We start from the raw sequence: 16,167 nt of genomic DNA, 5'->3' as shown, positions 1-16,167 counted from the left end.
GGTGGGCGCCGGTGGCCCCCTGCGGGCGCGGAGCACGTACGCGTCACCCTCACCGGGGCGGCGCCGTCCGCACGCACGCAACGCCCCCGCCCGCAAGCGGGCCCGGCGCCTACGCGCCGACGAGGGTCAGGGCCTGGTCGAGAGCCTGGAGGAAGCGGTTCGTCGTGGCGCGGTCCCGGACCGCGAGGCGCAGCCAGTCGTGGCCCAGTCCCGGGAACGTGTCCCCGCGCCGGGCCGCGAAGCCGAGGGCCCGGAGCCGTCCGCGTACCTCGTCCGCGCGGTCGATGCGGACGAGGACGAACGGCCCGGCGGCCGCCGGCACCACCCGTACCTCGTCGAACTCCGCGAGTCCCGCGAGCAGATGCGCCCGGTCCGCCGCGATCCGCTCCGCCGCCGCCGCGGCCTCCGCGAGCGCCCGGGGCGACATGCAGGCCTCGGCCGCGGCGAGGGCCGGGGTCCCCACCGGCCAGAGCGGCTGCGCCCGTTCGAGCCGGGCGACCGTCCCGGGCTCGGCGAGGACGTAGCCGATCCGCAGGCCCGCGAGGCCCCAGGTCTTGGTGAGGCTGCGCAGCACGACCAGCCCGGGTATGTCGGTCCGGGCCGCCAGGGCCTCCGGTTCGCCGGGCACCGCGTCCATGAACGCCTCGTCGACGACCAGGATCCGCCCGGGCCGGGCGAGCCGGGCCAGTTCGGCGGCGGGATGGAGCACCGACGTCGGGTTGGTCGGGTTGCCGACGACGACGAGGTCCGCGCTCTCGGGCACCGCGGACGGGTCCAGCCGGAAGCCGTCCTCGGCACGCAGCACGACGCGCTCCACGCGGTGGCCGGCGTCCCGGAGCGCGGCCTCGGGCTCCGTGAACTGGGGGTGGACCACCACCGGCCGGCTGACCCGCAGGGCACGGGCGATCAGCACGAACGCCTCCGCCGCCCCGGCCGTCAGCAGCACCCGCTCCACCGGCAGCCCGTGCCGTGCCGCGACCGCCGCCCGGGCCGCCCGGCCGTCCGGGTAGGCGGCGAGCGACGTCAGCGACTCCGCGATGTGCTCCCGCAGCCACCCCGGCGGAGTGCCGGTGCGGACGTTGACCGCGAGATCGGTCAGTGCGCCGTCGCGGACCTCCGCGTCACCGTGGTGCCGGAGATCGTGGATGTCGTCGTTCATGGTCGTCCCGCCGCGGCCGGGACCGGCGAGGCCACGGCCTCCCGGTAGCGGTCGACGACCAGATCGGCCAACTCGTCCGCCGCGCCGATCACTTCGGCGCAGCGCACGTCCGTGTCCGGGTGGGCCTCGGCCCAGCCCTCGGCGTGCAGCACGGCCCGTTCGACCGGCCCGCCGTCGAACAGGGCGTACGGGAGCACCACGACCCGCCGCGCCCCGAGCCGTACGCAGCGGTCCAGCCCGGTCGGCACGTCCGGCGCGGCCGTCGACACGAACGCCGTCTCGACCCCCGCGTACCCCCGGCCCTCCCAGAGCAGCCGCGCCGCCCGGTGCACCTCCGCGTTGGCCTGCGGATCCGCCGAGCCGGGCGCGGCCAGCAGCACGGTCACGTCGGCGCGGTCCCGCGGTGAGCGCGCACCGCCGCCCAGCGCCTCGTCGAGCCGCTGCTCCAGCAGCGCGAGCAGCGCGGGGTCGGGGCCGAGGGCGCGGCTCACGGCGACGGTGAGGCCGGGCTGTTCCTCGCGGACCGCGTCCAGCGCCGTGGACAGGGCGTCCTCGCTCCAGCGGTCCGGTACCAGCGCCAGGGGGACGGCGGCCAGCCGGTCGGCTCCGGCGGCGACGAGCTCGCCCACGGCCTCCGAGAGCGGCCACCGGCCGGGGCCGAGGAGGCCGGCCGCGACGGGGATTCCGGGATGGCGGCTGCCCAGGTGCTCCACGAGGTCCAGCAGTGCCGCGGCGCCGGCGTCGTGCCGGACACCGTCCGCGGCGATGAGCAGGGCGGGCGGGGAAGTCACAGGTTCTCCTTGCGGTGGTGGCGATGCCGCCGGTGCAGTCCGACCGGTCCGCCGTCGTTCACGTCCGAGATCATGTCCGGCGCCACCGGTTCCACGCACGGCGGAACCGGTCCCGGAGTCGAAGAATCCGCAAGCCGCACGATGGCACAGGTCACCGCGCCGGGTCGCCCCTGACCTCCGGATTTCCGTTTCCCCACCACGAGTTCTCCCCCGTCCGCGAGAGCGGCGGCCTCCGCCACCGAAGAGGTGCCCACCGCGGCCGCGGCCGCGGACGGGTTCGGCACCGGCACCCGGGCGAGCCGGGCGGCGGGGTACGTCCGCAGCGGGACGCCGAGCGTGGCCGCCGTGGCCACGATGCCCGGTTCACCGGCCTTGGCCGCCACCGTCGCGACGGCCACGACCGAGCCCGCCGGTGCCCCGGCCTCCCGCAGTGCCTCACGGACCAGGCCGAGAACCTCGTCCACGGGAGCGCCCCGGCGCGCCCCGACGCCGACGACGAACCGGCCCGCGCTTCCGGTCATGGCGTGGCACCCGGCGGGGTGGGGGTGGGATCGGCTAGCAAGAACCCATGGCGGTGTTCGTCGCGCTCGGCGCGTTCCTGATGACGCTGTTCGGCGGCTGGGCGGCGCAGCGCGTCACCGACCGCCGGCACCTCGTGCTCGGCCTCGCGGGAGGGCTGATGCTGGGGGTCGCCGGCCTCGATCTGCTGCCGGAGGCGATGGCGGTCGCGGGGCAGGAGGTCTTCGGCGTACCGCAGGCGATGCTGCTGTTCGTCGGCGGCTTCCTGCTGGCTCACGGGGTGGAGCGGCTGCTGGCCGGCCGGCAGGCGGCGCACGGCGCGTACAACGGCGGCCGGCACGCCCACGACCACCGTGCCCCGCAGGTCGGCATGACCGCCGCCGCGGCCATGGTGCTGCACAGCCTGATGGACGGCATCGCCATCGGCGCGGCCTTCCAGGCGGGCGGCGAGATGGGGCTCACCGTCGCGCTCGCGGTCATCACCCACGACTTCGCCGACGGGTTCAACACGTACACGGTCACCAGCCTGTACGGGAACGAGCGCCGCAAGGCCGTCGCCATGCTGTTCGCCGCGGCCCTCGCGCCGGTGGTCGGCGCCGCCTCCACGCTGCTGTTCACGATGCCGCCCGAGGTGCTCGGCAGCTATCTCGGCTTCTTCGGCGGCGCTTTGCTCTATCTCGCCGCCGCGGAGATCCTCCCGGAGGCCCACCACGCGCACCCGGCCCGGTCGACCCTGCTGTGCACGGTGTCGGGCGTGGCGTTCATCTGGCTGGTGACGGGCCTGGCGGAGTGACGCGCCGGAGCCGCCGGGGCCTGGGGCGTGTGGCGAAGGTCCCTCCTGGCCCGCGACGCCCGGCACGTGCGCTCGCTGCGCTGTCGGAGTCATCCGAGTACGTCCGGTACGAGGACGGTCCTCCGTCTTGCGAACGCACGCACCGGACGCCGTAGCCCTGCGGGCGGACGGAGCTGCTTTCGCCACACGCCCTAGCCTTCCGGGTCCCACGCGGCGCACCTCTCCGCGAACCGCCGTGCCGCCCCCGGCGCGCCCGCCCAGTGCGTGTGCACATAGCTCGCGTGCACTCCGCCCCGGACGAAGCCCTCCACCCGGGGCTCGGGCTGCCGGAGCCCCCAGGCGGGGTCCGCCCCCGCGCCCGGCTCCGTGACGGTGCGGTGGAACTCGTGGCCGCGCATCCGGGTCCCGGCCGGGGCCAGGACGCTGTCGCTCACCGCCACGGCGTCCCGGTAGCCCAGCGTCAACCGCTCCGACATCCGCGCGTCGGCGTCCAGCACCCCGCACATGGGCCGGCCGTCCAGGGAGCGCGCGAGGTACAGCAGCCCGGCGCACTCGGCGGCGACGGGCGCCCCCGAGCGGGCCAGCACGGCGACCGCCTCACGCAGGCGGGAGTTGGCGGACAGCTCCGGCCCGTACACCTCGGGAAAGCCGCCGCCGATGACCAGGCCGGCCGTGCCGGCGGGCAGTTCCTCGTCGTGGAGCGGGTCGAAGGCGACGACCTCCGCGCCGGCGGCCGTCAGCAGTTCCGAGTGCTCGGCGTACGAGAACGTGAACGCGGCGCCCCCGGCCACGGCGACCACGGGCCGGCGGCTCCGCGCGTCGACGGCAGGGGTGCCCAGTGCCGCGCCCGGCTCCCACGCGTCCCCGGCGAGCGGCGGCGCGCTGCGCGCCAGGGCCAGCAGCGCCTCCAGGTCGCAGCCCGCCCGCACCTGCTCGGCCTGCGCGGCGACCGCGTCGACCGCCTCCGTCTGCCGCTCGGCGACCGGCACGAGTCCGAGGTGCCGTGACGGTGTCGCCACGGCGGGCGCCCGCCGCAGCACTCCCAGGACCGGCACCCCGGACTCGTCCAGGGCCTCCCTCAGCAGGGCCTCGTGGCGGTCGGTGGCGACCTTGTTGAGGATCACCCCGCCGAGCCGCACCTCCGGGTCCCAGGAAGCGAATCCGTGCACCAGAGCCGCCACCGACCGCGACTGCGAGGAGGCGTCGACGACCAGGACCACCGGCGCCCCGAGCAGTTTGGCGACCTGGGCCGTGGAGGACAGCTCGCCGGCTCCGGCGGCCCCGTCGTACAGCCCCATCACGCCCTCGACGACGGCCAGGTCGCAGCCCCGCGCGCCGTGCGTGAACAGCGGGGCGACCAGCTCCGTGCCGCACATGTACGCGTCGAGGTTGCGGCCCGGGCGCCCGGTGGCGAGCGCGTGGTACCCGGGATCGATGTAGTCGGGACCCACCTTGTGCGGCGACACGGCGAGTCCGGCGGCGGTGAAGGCCGCCATCAGACCCGTCGCGACGGTGGTCTTGCCGCTGCCGGAGGCCGGCGCGGCGACGACGAGACGCGCTACCACGTTCTGCCTGCCACTCGCTCTACCACTCGATGCCCCGCTGGCCCTTCTGGCCCGCGTCCATCGGATGCCTGACCTTCGACATGTCGGTCACGAGATCGGCGAACTCCTGCAGCTCCTGCGGGGCGTTGCGGCCGGTGATCACGACGTGCTGCGTGCCGGGGCGGTCGCGCAGCACCTCGATCACCTCGGCCGTGTCGATCCAACCCCAGTGCAGCAGATAGGCGAACTCGTCGAGCACGTAGAACTTGTAGGTCCCGGCGGCCAGATCGCGCTTCACCTGCTCCCAGCCCTCACGTGCCTTGTCCTCGTGGGACTGCTCGCCCTCGGCCGGCGGGCGCTGGATCCAGGACCAGCCCTCGCCCATCTTGTGCCAGTGGACGGTGCCGCCCTCGCCGCTCGCGCCGAGGACCTTGAGCGCGTTCTCCTCGCCGACCTTCCACTTCGCCGACTTGACGAACTGGAACACCCCGACGGGCCAGCCCTGGTTCCAGGCGCGCAGCGCCATCCCGAAGGCGGCCGTCGACTTCCCCTTGCCGATGCCCGTGTGCACCATCACCAGCGGCCGGTTGCGGCGCTGGCGGGTGGTGAGACCGTCGTCCGGAACGACGTCCGGCTTTCCCTGCGGCACTACGCTGCCCTCCTGTTGCGGACCGTGCTGTCGGTTCCCGTCGCCGCCCGGACGTCCCGGACCAGCCCGGCGATGCTGTCGGCGCGCAGCTCGTCCAGGGTGACGGCGGTGCCGCCGAGGTCACGGGCGAGATTCCCGGCGAGGCCGAGTCGCACCGGCCCCGTCTCGCAGTCGACCACCACCGCGGCCGTGCCCTCGGCCGCGTGCAGCCGGGCGGCGCGCCCGGCGAGCGCGAGGGCGTCGCCGCCACGCGCCCCGGTCGCGCGGCCGTCGGTCACGACCACCAGCAGCGGCCGCCGCGACGGGTCGCGCAGCCGCTCCACCCGCAGGACGTCGTGGGCCTTCAGCAGCCCGGCGGCCAGGGGTGTCCGGCCGCCCGTCGGCAGTTCCTCCAGCCGTGCGGCGGCGGCGTCCACGGACGAGGTCGGCGGCAGTGCCACCTCGGCCCCGCTGCCCCGGAAGGTGACGAGGCCGACCTTGTCCCGGCGCTGGTAGGCGTCCAGCAGCAGCGACAGCACCGCGCCCTTCACGGAACTCATGCGCCGCCGGGCCGCCATGGAGCCGGAGGCGTCGACGACGAAGAGCACGAGGTTGCCCTCGCGTCCCTCGCGGGTGGCCTGCCGCAGATCGTCCCGGCGGACCACGAGACCCGGTCCGGAGCGGCCGCGCGCCCGCTGGTGCGGGGCCGCCGCCTGCACGGTCGCCGCCAGGTGCAGCTTGCCGAGCGCCCCCCGCGGCCGGCGCGCCCCGGTGGTCCTGCCGTGCTCGGTACGGGCCCGGGAGCGGCGGCCCGCGGCTCCCTCGCCGAGCCCCGGCACGCTGAGCGCCTTCGTACGGAACGGCTCCGCCGCCCGCTCGGCGGCCCGCTCTCCCGCGCCGGCGTTCGCGGCGGGTGAGCCGGACGGCTCGGGGTGTGCGGGCGGCCCGGCCGGTTCGGACGGCTCCGGCTGCCCGGTGGGCGGGACGGAGTCGGGCGCCTCGCCCTGGGGCGGGACACCTCCGCCGCCCGGGCCGCCGTCCGGGCCGGACGGGTCCGTGTCCGGATCGGGGTCGGGGTCCGGATCGGCGTCCGGCCGGTCGTCCCCGCCGAACTGCTCCAGCGTCTGGTCGAGCCTGTCCTCGTCCAGGCCGGGCGCGTCGAAGGGATTGCGCCGTCGCCGGTGGGGGAGCGCGAGGAGCGCGGCCTGCCGCACGTCCTCCTCGCGGACGCCCGTGCGCCCCGCCCATGCGGCCAGCGCCGTAGCGGTTCGGGCCATCACGATGTCGGCGCGCATGCCGTCCACCTCGAACGCCGCGCAGGTGGCGGCGATCTGGCGCAGAGCGGCGTCCCCGAGCACCACCTGGGGCAGCAGCGCCCGCGCGTCCGCGATGCGCTCGCGCAGCGCCGCCTCCTCGTCCGCCCAGCGGGCCGCGAAGGCCGCGGGATCGTCGTCGTACGCGAGCCGGCGCCGGACGACCTCCACCCGCTGCTCCGGCTCCCGGGAGGCGGCGACCTCGACCGTCAGCCCGAAGCGGTCGAGCAACTGCGGCCGCAGCTCCCCCTCTTCGGGGTTCATCGTCCCGACGAGCAGGAAACGCGCGGCGTGCCGTACGGACACACCCTCGCGCTCGACGTAGGAGGCGCCCATCGCGGCCGCGTCCAGCAGCAGGTCGACGAGATGGTCGTGGAGCAGATTGACCTCGTCGACGTAGAGCACGCCCCGGTGCGCGTCGGCGAGCAGACCGGGCTCGAACGCCTTCACGCCGTCCGCGAGGGCCCGTTCGATGTCGAGGGCGCCGACGAGCCGGTCCTCCGAGGCGCCGACGGGCAGTTCGACCATCCTGGCCGGGCGTGCCGTGCCGGGCGCGGCCTCGTGCGGCCCGTCCGGGCAGCCCGGGTCCGGAGCCCCGGGCGCGCAGGAGAACCGGCAGCCCGCGACCACGTCGACGTCCGGCATCAGCGCCGCGAGGGCGCGCACGGCCGTCGACTTGGCGGTGCCCTTCTCCCCGCGTACGAGCACTCCGCCGACGGCCGGGCTGACCGCGTTCAGCAGCAGGGCCAGCCGCAGGTCGTCCATGCCGACGACCGCCGTGAACGGGTAGTGGGGTGCGTTGCTCACTGTGCGGCTCCAGGGGTTCCGGCGGCGGGCGCACCGGGGAAGTCGGGGGCGCCCGGCGGGATGAACGGCAGGCCCGAGGGCGCGCCGCCCTCGATGAGTCGGAGGAGGGCGTCCGTGTCCGCGTGCTCCTCGATCAGGTCGCCGAGGCGGTCGAGCTGGGCCTCGCGCAGTGCGGCGAAGGAGGTGTCCGGGGCGGGGACGAAGCGGCGGCCCGACGCCGCGGCGACGGACCGCAGGAACGCCCGGCGGAATCCGTCGCTCTCCAGCGACCCGTGCCAGTGGGTGCCCCACACCTCACCGACCCGGCAGCCGTCGAGGAACGGCTCGCCGCCGAGCACCTCGGCGACGCCGTGGTGGATCTCGTAGCCCTCGACCGGCTGCCCCAGCGCCGCACCGGACGGGCGGGCGAGCGTCTTCTCCGCGGCGAACCGCACCCGCACCGGCAGCAGTCCGAGGCCCGGCACGGCTCCGGCACGCGACTCGACCTCGTCGTCGATGTGCTCGCCGAGCACCTGGAAGCCGCCGCAGATGCCGAGCACGGGCCGGCCCTCCGCGGCGCGCCGGGCGAGCGCGCCGGCGAGACCGCGCTCGCGCAGCCACTCCAGGGCGCGCACGGTGCCGCGGGTACCGGGCACGATCACCAGGTCGGCGTCGGCCAGTTCCTCGGGCCGGTCGACGAAGCGCACGATCACGCCCGGCTCGGCCGCCAGCGCGTCCACGTCGGTGAAGTTGGACATCAGCGGCACGGCGCACACGGCCACGCGGAGCACGTCCTCGCCGACCGGCGGCGCCACCACCGACTCGCGCACCGTGCCGCGCAGCGACACCCGCAGTCCGTCCTCCTCGTCGATGCCGAGCCCGTGCGCGTACGGCAGTACGCCGAACGTCCGCCGCCCGGTGAGCCCGTGCAGCATCTCCAGCCCCGGCTCCAGCAGCGTGACGTCGCCGCGGAACTTGTTGACGAGGTAGCCCGCGATCAGCTCCTGGTCCTCCGGGGCCAGCAGCGCGGTCGTTCCGAAGAACTGGGCGAAGACCCCGCCGCGGTCGATGTCCCCCACCACCAGCACGGGGAGGCGCGCCGCGCGGGCGACGCCCATGTTCACGATGTCCGTGCGCCGCAGATTGATCTCCGCAGGGCTGCCGGCGCCCTCGCAGATCACCGCGTCGTACGTGCCGCGGAGCTCCTCCAGGCAGGCCATCACCGGCTCGAACAGGGTCTTCTGGCGCCCTCCGTGGTAGCCGCGCGCGCTGAGTTCACCGACCGGCCTGCCCATCAGCACGACCTGGCTGGAGCGGTCGCCGCCGGGCTTCAGCAGGACGGGGTTCATCAGCGCCGTGGGCTCGACCCGGGCGGCCTGGGCCTGCATGGCCTGTGCCCGGCCGATCTCGGCGCCCTCACGGGTCACGAAGGAGTTGAGGGACATGTTCTGCCCCTTGAAGGGCGCGACCTTCACGCCCTGTCGCACCAGCCAGCGGCAGATCCCCGCCGTGACGACGCTCTTGCCGGCGTCCGAGGTGGTGCCGGCGACCAGCAGTCCGCCCCCGCTCATGCCCGCCTCCGCTTCAGGGCTCCGGCCGCGAGGCGGCCGCCCGCGCACACCGCGAGCGCCAGCACCCCCACGCGTCGCGAGAGCCGTACGGCCCGTTCGATGTCCGCGACCTCGACGGCCCGTCCGCCGTCGCCGTTGAGCACGGGCCGGTGCTCGACGCGTCCGCCGTACGCGAGCGTTCCGCCGAGGCGTACGCCGAGGGCTCCGGCGAACGCGGCCTCCACGGGACCGGCGTTGGGGCTCGGATGCTTCGCGGCGTCCCGGCGCCAGGCGCGGGCCGCGCCGCGCGGGTCACCGCCCGCGGCGGTCGCGAGGGCCGCGGTGAGCCGGGCCCCGGGCCAGCCCGCGAGATCGTCGAGCCGGGCCGAGGCCCAGCCGTACCGCCGGTAGCGGGGGGACTTGTGACCCACCATCGCGTCCAGGGTGTTGACGGCGCGGAACCCGACGAGACCGGGCACGCCGCCGATCGCACCCCAGACCAGCGCGCCCACGACGGCGTCAGAGGTGTTCTCGGCGACGGACTCGACGACGGCTCGGGCGATACCGGGGCCGTCGAGCGCCTGCGGGTCGCGCCCGCACAGATGCGGCAGCCGCTCCCTGGCGACCTCGATGTCCCCGGCCGCCAGCGCTCCGCCGATCGCCCGTGCCTCCCGGCCGAGCGAGGTGCCGCCGACGACGGCCCAGGTGGCGGCCGCGGTCAGGGCGACGGCGGCGGCGCGTGACCGGCGTGCGCGGTCTGCGGCCAGCGCGCCCGCGGCGACCGCGCCGCCGGCGCACACCGCGGTGTGCAGGGCGCCCCAGCCTCGGTGGTCGCGCCAGAGTCTCCGTTCGACCGCCGCGGCTGCCCGGCCGAAGACGGCGACCGGGTGCCCGCGGCGTGGATCGCCGAGGAGCAGGTCGCCGGCCAGTCCGGCCGCGGCGCCGTACGCGAACGTGATGTCCGGGCGCAGCACGCCCGGCCCCCCCGGTTCGGCAGGCATGTTCGTCCTCACTCAGGGTCCGCGCCCTGGCTCGACGTGACCGGCGGGAGAGAGTTCCTGGCTCCGGGACGCTCCGTGAGGGGAGCGCGTCCGTGACAGTGGCGGGACCGCGCCGGATTCGCACCGGCTTCCTCTTCTGCCGCCGTAAATGGCTCCGGAAGTCCACCACGGGCCCCGAACGCCCGTCAACTCGCCCTTGACCTGCGACGGGACAGTGTGCGGAGGCCCACACGGTGCGGGCACGGGGCGCGCACACGACAGGGGCCGGACTCACCCGGAGGTGTGCCCGGCCCCTGTACGAGGACGTGCCGTGCGGCCGTCAGACCACGATCAGATAGATCCCGAAGGCCACCGCCGCGGCGCAGAGCGCGAAGCAGGCGTACGCACCCGTGCGGGCGAGGCCGGCGGAGCCTCCCTGCGCGGCCGCGGCCTCCTGCTTGGAGAGGCCCGCGACGCCGAGGGTGAAGAGGCCCACCAGGGCGACGGTCACGACGAGGCTCACGCCGAAGACGGAGCCCAGAGCTGCCCAGTCGATCTTCATGCTGTTCTTTCCTTACACCGTGGCGGCGGGCGCCGGAGCGGACTCGGGGGCCGGGGCCGGGACGGTGGCCTTCAGCTCCTCGGGCTCGGCCACCGCGACACCGGCCGGGGGAGGGGTGACCGCCGCGATGGCGGTGGTGACGACGCCCGCGGGCTCGATCTCGTCGTCCGTGACGTTGGTGTGGTCCACCGGCTTGCGGCGCGAGATCACCCAGATGGCTCCGGAGCCCGCGACGAGCAGCACGGCAACGGCGGCGATGCCCCAGGTGCCCTGCTTGGTCAGGAACTCCGCGGCCGCGGCGACCAGGCCCGCGGCGGGCAGGGTCAGGCCCCAGGCGACGAACATCCGGGTCGCGGTGGACCAGCGGACCACTCCGCCCTTGCGGCCGAGACCCGCGCCCATCACGGCACCCGAGCAGGACTGGGTGGTGGAGAGCGAGAAGCCGAGGTTCGAGGAGGCCAGGATGACCGTCGCGGCGCTGGTCTGGGCGGCGAAGCCCTGCTGCGGCTGGAGGTCGGTCAGGCCCTTGCCCATGGTGCGGATGATGCGCCAGCCGCCGAGGTAGGTGCCGAGCGCGATCGCGACACCGGCGGAGACGATGACCCACATCGGGGGGTTCGCACCGGGGGCGAGGACGCCGCCGGTGACCAGGGCCAGGGTGATGACACCCATGGTCTTCTGCGCGTCGTTGGTGCCGTGCGCGAGGGACACCAGGCCGGCGGAGGCGATCTGGCCGGCGCGGTAGCCCTTGGAGGTGGCCTTGTTCTGGGTGGTACCGCCCATCCGGTACGTCAGCCTGGTGGCGACCAGGGCCGCGAGGCCGGCGACGAGCGGAGCGGCGACGGCCGGGATCAGGACCTTGGTGACGATCGTGCCGCCGTTGACGGCCGAGAATCCGGCGGACATCACCGCGGCGCCGATGAGGCCGCCGAAGAGTGCGTGGGAGGAGCTGGACGGCAGGCCCAGCAGCCAGGTCAGCAGGTTCCAGAGGATCGCGCCGACGAGCGCGGCGAAGATCACTTCTGTGCGGATGCCCTCTTCGTTGATGATGCCGCCCGAGATCGTCTTGGCGACCTCGACCGAGAGGAACGCGCCGACCAGGTTCAGCACGGCGGACATCGCCACTGCTGCCTTCGGTCTCATCGCACCCGTCGAGATGGTCGTCGCCATGGCGTTGGCGGTGTCGTGGAAGCCGTTCGTGAAATCGAACACGAGTGCTGTCACGACGACAATCGCGAGCAGCAGGGTGATGTGCTCCATTTACCGGGTACCCAGGCAATCGTTCGGATGTCAGTGGCTCGGGTGAACGTAGGGTTTCTGAGTGAACGGAAGGTGAACTGGGGCGGGCGCTGGAGTGTCCCCAAGTGGGTTGCGGTCCCTCCGCTTATGTCTGCGGCGGCGCGCCGGCAACCCTCGAGGCCGGTGCGTACCGTTCGGAATCGGCCAAATTCCGGGCCTCTACCGGTCTCCGATGGTCGCACAACATCCGTCAGATGATCGGATTCAATCGTCTGGATGAACAGCGGAAGAGATTCTGGTCACTCCGGACTTTCCGCCACCCGGCCGGCCCGAAGGGCCCGGTCACCGCGGCCCGTCACCGGCCCGCCGTCGCCCCCGCCGGTACGGGCTGACACGATCGGCCGCATGACGGAACACGAACAGCCGGAGGAGCGGGAGCGGGAAGCGATATCCCGGGCCTGGTCGGACCTCGTGGCCACCGCCCGCAGGACCGTCACGGACGGGCTCGTCGTCGGGACCTCGGGCAACGTCTCCGTGCGCGTCCGCCTCGGCGCCGGCGACATCGTGCTGGTCACCCCCAGCGGGGTGCACTACGACCGGCTCACCGCCGCCGACGCCGTCGGCGTCCGACTCGACGGACGCCAGGTCCTCGGCGAGCTCACACCCACCAGCGAGCTCCCGATGCACCTCGCCGTCCACCGCACCACCGACGCGGTGGCCGTCGTCCACACCCACGCCGTGCACGCCACCGCCGTGTCCACCCTGGTCGACGAGCTGCCGCTGATCCACTACATGGCGGCGGCCTTCGGCGGCCCCGTCCGCGTCGCCCCCTACGCCCTGTACGGGACCGACGAACTGGCCGCCGGAATGCTCCGCGCCCTGGAGGACCGCACCGGCTGCCTGCTGCGGAACCACGGAACGGTCACCTACGGAGCCTCGCTCGACCAGGCCTTCGACCGCACCGCCCAGCTCGAGTGGATGTGCCGCCTCTGGCTCACCGCCGGCTCCGTCCCCGGACGCACCCCCACCCTGCTCTCCCGGACACAGCTCCGCGAGGTCGCCGAGAAGCTCCGCGGGTACGGCCAGTCCCGCTGACGTCACTCGCGCCACCCGGTCCACTGGCAGCGCGGCCCGGACCTCACCACACTGGAACGGTGCGCCCGGCAACAGCGACGGCAGCGGCCGTCACCACACTCATCGGTCTCGGCGCGGCCGCGTTCGCGGCCGGCCGGTACGCCAGCGACGCCGCGCTCAAAGCCCCCACCGGACGGCCCTTGCCCGGCGAGGGACGGCTCACCGTGCACGCCACCGGGCCGGGCCGGGTCACCCTCACCCGCAGCCTCGTGTCCCTGCGCCCCGGCACGTACGGGCTGTGCGGGCACGACGTCCACGCGGTCGGCGGCCCCGTCCTGGACCAGGTGCCGCACGCCGCGGACACCGTGGTCCGCCGGCTGGATCGTGTCGAGCGCGGCAGCCTCGACCCCGGCACCAAGGTGCGGCTCACCCCCCAGCTGCACGTCGGCGACCCGGGCAGCGCACTCGGCATCGACCACGAGGACGTGGACATCCCCGGCGAACTCGGGCCCCTGCCCGGCTGGTTCGTCCCCGGCCCCCGCTCGACCTGGGTCATCGTGGTGCACGGACTGGGCACCACCCGCGAACTCACGATGAACCTCATGCCGTTCCTCACGGAGCAGCGCCTCCCGGTACTGGCGCCCGCCTACCGCGGCGACCCCGGAGCGCCTGCCTCCCCCGACGGCCTCGGGCACCTCGGCGACTCCGAGTGGCGCGACCTCGACGCGGCCGTCCGCTTCGCGGTCCGCGGCGGAGCCGACCGCGTGATCCTGCACGGCTGGTCCACCGGCGCGTCCATGGCCCTCCACGCCGCCGCCAACTCCGCGCTGCGCGAGCGGATCGCCGGACTCGTCCTGGACTCCCCGGTACTGGACTGGGAGACCACCCTGCGCGCCCTCGCCGCGGCCCGCCGGATGCCGGCCGCCCTGCTGCCGCTCGCGGTACGCGCGGCACAGGGGCGCACCGGACTCCACGGCGACCGGCTGAGGGCGGCCGCGGACCCGGACGCCCTGCGCGTGCCCACCCTGGTCTTCCACGGCCCGGACGACACCATCGCTCCCTGGGGGCCGTCCCGGGAACTCGCGGCCCGGCGGCCCGACCTGGTCAGTCTGCAGACCGTGGCCCACGCCCCGCACGCGGCCATGTGGAACGCCGACCCGGCCCGCTACGAGGAGGCCCTCCGGCGCTTCCTCACCCCCCTGATCTAGGGATCGGGGATCCGGCGACGTCGGCGATCCGGCGATCCGGGGATCCGGGGATCCGGGGATCCAGGGATCCGGCGGTCCGGTGACGCGCGGCCCGCGGTGCGGCGATCCAGCGGTCCCGCGGTCCGGCGGTCTCGTGATGCAGCGGCCCGGAGGCCCGCGACGTGGCGGTCCGGCGGTCCGGCGACGCGGTGACGCGCGGCCCGCGGTGCGGCGATCCAGCGGTCCCGCGGTCCGGCGGTCTCGTGATGCAGCGGCCCGGAGGCCCGCGACGTGGCGGTCCGGCGGTCCGGCGGTCCGGCGACGCGGTGACGCGCGGCCCGCGATGCGGCGATCCAGCGGTCCCGCGGTCCGGCGGTGCGGCCGTGCGGCGGTCCGGTGACGCGGTGACGCGGCGGCCCGCGATCGGCGATCCAGGCATCCAGCGGCACAGCGGCCCCGCGGTCCGGCGATCTCGTGATCCAGCGGCCCGGCGACCCGGTCCGGAGCCCGGCGGAGGCCCCGCGGCAGCTGCCCCGCAGGCCCTCTGACGACCCCTCGGCAGCGGTTCCCGCATTCCGATTGGGCTTTCGGGCCGACAGCGGGGAGACTGCTCCCCGTGACGTCCCGTAACCTGCGCGACTCCAGGCTCCGTCTTGTCCGTCCACGGCCCACCGCCACGGCCCGCCGCGCCGTGACGAACCGGCGCACGCGCCCCGCTCCGCGCCCGCCCGAGGGCACGCCGCCGACCGCGGAGCTGGCCGCCCAGGCACGCGAGGTCCTCGCCGACGCGGTGCGCATCGCCCGCTGGGCGGCCGCCCACCGCGCGGAGGGCAACGCGGCCGAGCGGGAACGGGCCGCCGGGGACCTGCGGCTGACACCGGGACAGGTCCACGCGGGCTGGGACCGCGCCCGTCTCGCCGGTCTCGTGGAACTGCACGGGGGCACGGCCCGCCCCGGCTGGCGGCTGAACGTCTGGGACCGCGACGACACCGCCGTCCTGCGCGGCTGGGTCGCGCTGCTCGACGCCTGGCCGCTCGTGCACGCCGCCCCCGCCGATGTGGCACCGTCCGCCGTCGCCGAGGCGGTGGAGGCCGTCCCCCAGGTGCTCTCCCTCCTCCAGCTCTCCGCCGGGCCCGTGCCCCTGCCGGCCCTGCTCGACCTGCTCCAGCAGCGGGTGGCGGAACTCCGCGAGGAGCGCTGCGAGGTGCCCTACGGGCCCGGGCCCGCCCCCGGCGACGTGGCGCCCGCCGCCCCCGCCGGCCCTCCGGGGGCCGCTCTCCCCGCGCTGCTCGACTGGGCCCTTGAGGGCCTCGCGGCCGTCGGCGCACTGACCCTCGGCGACGGCCACGCCACCCTCACCCCGCTCGGCAGCTGGGCCGTGTGGGTCAAGCTCGAGCAGATCTGCGTCGCCGCGCAGAGCCCCGCGGGCCACATCGAGCAGTCCGCCGAGGAGATGCTGCGCGGCTGCGCCCGGCTCAGCCCGGGCCCCGCCCGCGCCGAGTACCGGGCCTGGCTCGCCGCGCGCAGCGTCTCCGGCGCGGTCAGCGAACTCGTGGCCGCCGCGCGGGGCGAGGACGCCCTGCTGCGCGGCCTCGCGTTCGAAGCCCTCCGGGTCGTCGGCGCCGCCGCCGAGGCCGAGGTCCGCGCCGCGGCCGAGGAGCCCCCGTTGCGCCCGTACGCCCTGCTGTGGCTGGCCGAGTACGAGGGTGCCGACCCCGAGGACACCGCCGAGGTGCTCACCCGCGAGGAGGCGACCTGGCTCTGGGTGGACACCGCCGCCGCCGTCGCGGACCACGGCGAGAGCGCCCTGCTGGTGCGCCATCTGGACTCGGCGGTGCAGGGCACCGTGCCCGCACTGCTCGACGAGGTCCGGGCGGTCGGCCATCCGCGCACCGTTCAGGTCCTGGTGGCCCTCGCGGCCGCGCACCCCGACCCGGCCCTGGCGAAGGCCGTCCGGCGGGCGGCCTTCCAGGTGCACACCGGAGGCGCGTGACCGCGGCGGGCCGGGCCCCCGGGCCCGGAGGGGCAGGGGGACGCGGCGG

Annotated in this window: 13 protein-coding genes, 1 pseudogene and 1 riboswitch; of the genes and pseudogenes, 4 read left to right on the top strand and 10 right to left on the bottom strand. The window is 75.5% G+C overall.

Annotated elements, in window-relative coordinates:
* Positions 1-109: 109 nt before the first annotated feature.
* The 3 genes and pseudogenes from cobC to QRN89_RS07570 form a co-directional block, all read right to left on the bottom strand.
* Positions 110-1,141: pseudogene (gene cobC, locus QRN89_RS07580) on the bottom strand (Rv2231c family histidinol phosphate aminotransferase CobC); the annotation flags it as partial.
* Between the two features lie 14 nt (positions 1,142-1,155).
* On the bottom strand, positions 1,156-1,950 hold the full coding sequence (locus QRN89_RS07575; RefSeq protein ID WP_290348572.1) for a sirohydrochlorin chelatase: 795 nt from the start codon (positions 1,948-1,950) through the stop codon (positions 1,156-1,158).
* Entirely contained in the window at positions 1,947-2,471 is a 525-nt protein-coding gene (locus QRN89_RS07570; protein ID WP_390701939.1) for a cobalamin biosynthesis protein, read from the bottom strand. The genes QRN89_RS07575 and QRN89_RS07570 overlap by 4 nt, the downstream gene beginning before the upstream one ends.
* Before the next feature lie 47 nt (positions 2,472-2,518).
* Between QRN89_RS07570 and QRN89_RS07565 the strand changes: the two genes are divergently transcribed.
* Positions 2,519-3,262 carry a ZIP family metal transporter gene (locus QRN89_RS07565; RefSeq protein WP_290348571.1) on the top strand — a complete coding sequence of 248 codons (744 nt, stop codon included), beginning with the start codon at positions 2,519-2,521 and terminating at the stop codon, positions 3,260-3,262.
* A 191-nt stretch (positions 3,263-3,453) separates the two neighbouring features.
* On the opposite strand, the gene QRN89_RS07560 is transcribed toward QRN89_RS07565, so the two are convergent.
* The 7 genes from QRN89_RS07560 to QRN89_RS07530 all read right to left on the bottom strand — a co-directional run bounded on the left by QRN89_RS07560 (position 3,454) and on the right by QRN89_RS07530 (position 11,885).
* A complete protein-coding gene (locus QRN89_RS07560) occupies positions 3,454-4,827 on the bottom strand; it encodes a cobyrinic acid a,c-diamide synthase CobB (protein WP_290348570.1) in 1,374 nt (457 codons plus the stop codon).
* Between the two features lie 19 nt (positions 4,828-4,846).
* The gene (gene cobO, locus QRN89_RS07555; RefSeq protein ID WP_290348569.1) at positions 4,847-5,455 is read right to left on the bottom strand and encodes a cob(I)yrinic acid a,c-diamide adenosyltransferase; all 609 of its coding nucleotides are present in this window, start codon (positions 5,453-5,455) and stop codon (positions 4,847-4,849) included.
* Positions 5,455-7,512: a putative cobaltochelatase gene (locus tag QRN89_RS07550; RefSeq protein ID WP_290353614.1), complete on the bottom strand. Its 2,058-nt coding sequence runs from the start codon at positions 7,510-7,512 to the stop codon at positions 5,455-5,457. The genes cobO and QRN89_RS07550 overlap by 1 nt, the downstream gene beginning before the upstream one ends.
* A gap of 38 nt (positions 7,513-7,550) precedes the next feature.
* Positions 7,551-9,104 (bottom strand): cobyric acid synthase, encoded by a 1,554-nt coding sequence (locus tag QRN89_RS07545; RefSeq protein ID WP_290348568.1) that lies wholly within the window; start codon positions 9,102-9,104, stop codon positions 7,551-7,553.
* Positions 9,101-10,084 (bottom strand): cobalamin biosynthesis protein, encoded by a 984-nt coding sequence (locus tag QRN89_RS07540; protein ID WP_435833242.1) that lies wholly within the window; start codon positions 10,082-10,084, stop codon positions 9,101-9,103. The genes QRN89_RS07545 and QRN89_RS07540 overlap by 4 nt, the downstream gene beginning before the upstream one ends.
* Positions 10,085-10,115: 31 nt before the next feature.
* A riboswitch (cobalamin riboswitch) is annotated at positions 10,116-10,266 on the bottom strand.
* A 137-nt stretch (positions 10,267-10,403) separates the two neighbouring features.
* The gene (locus QRN89_RS07535; protein ID WP_093653077.1) at positions 10,404-10,625 is read right to left on the bottom strand and encodes a hypothetical protein; all 222 of its coding nucleotides are present in this window, start codon (positions 10,623-10,625) and stop codon (positions 10,404-10,406) included.
* A gap of 12 nt (positions 10,626-10,637) precedes the next feature.
* The gene (locus QRN89_RS07530; RefSeq protein ID WP_290348567.1) at positions 10,638-11,885 is read right to left on the bottom strand and encodes an inorganic phosphate transporter; all 1,248 of its coding nucleotides are present in this window, start codon (positions 11,883-11,885) and stop codon (positions 10,638-10,640) included.
* 384 nt (positions 11,886-12,269) lie between these two features.
* On the opposite strand from QRN89_RS07530, the gene QRN89_RS07525 reads away from it, so the two are divergent.
* The 3 genes from QRN89_RS07525 (at position 12,270) to QRN89_RS07515 (ending at position 16,118) form a co-directional block, all read left to right on the top strand.
* Positions 12,270-12,959 carry a class II aldolase/adducin family protein gene (locus tag QRN89_RS07525; protein ID WP_290348566.1) on the top strand — a complete coding sequence of 230 codons (690 nt, stop codon included), beginning with the start codon at positions 12,270-12,272 and terminating at the stop codon, positions 12,957-12,959.
* A gap of 59 nt (positions 12,960-13,018) precedes the next feature.
* Positions 13,019-14,146, top strand: a complete 1,128-nt coding sequence (locus QRN89_RS07520) for an alpha/beta hydrolase (protein ID WP_290348565.1) — start codon at positions 13,019-13,021, stop codon at positions 14,144-14,146.
* Between the two features lie 595 nt (positions 14,147-14,741).
* Entirely contained in the window at positions 14,742-16,118 is a 1,377-nt protein-coding gene (locus QRN89_RS07515) for a hypothetical protein (RefSeq protein ID WP_290348564.1), read from the top strand.
* Positions 16,119-16,167 lie beyond the last annotated feature (49 nt).

Source organism: Streptomyces sp. HUAS CB01 (genome assembly GCF_030406905.1).
Classification (GTDB): Bacteria; Actinomycetota; Actinomycetes; order Streptomycetales; family Streptomycetaceae; genus Streptomyces; species Streptomyces chengbuensis.
The sequence above is the reverse complement of the archived record's forward strand: the minus strand, read 5'-3'. Positions and strand labels throughout refer to the sequence as shown.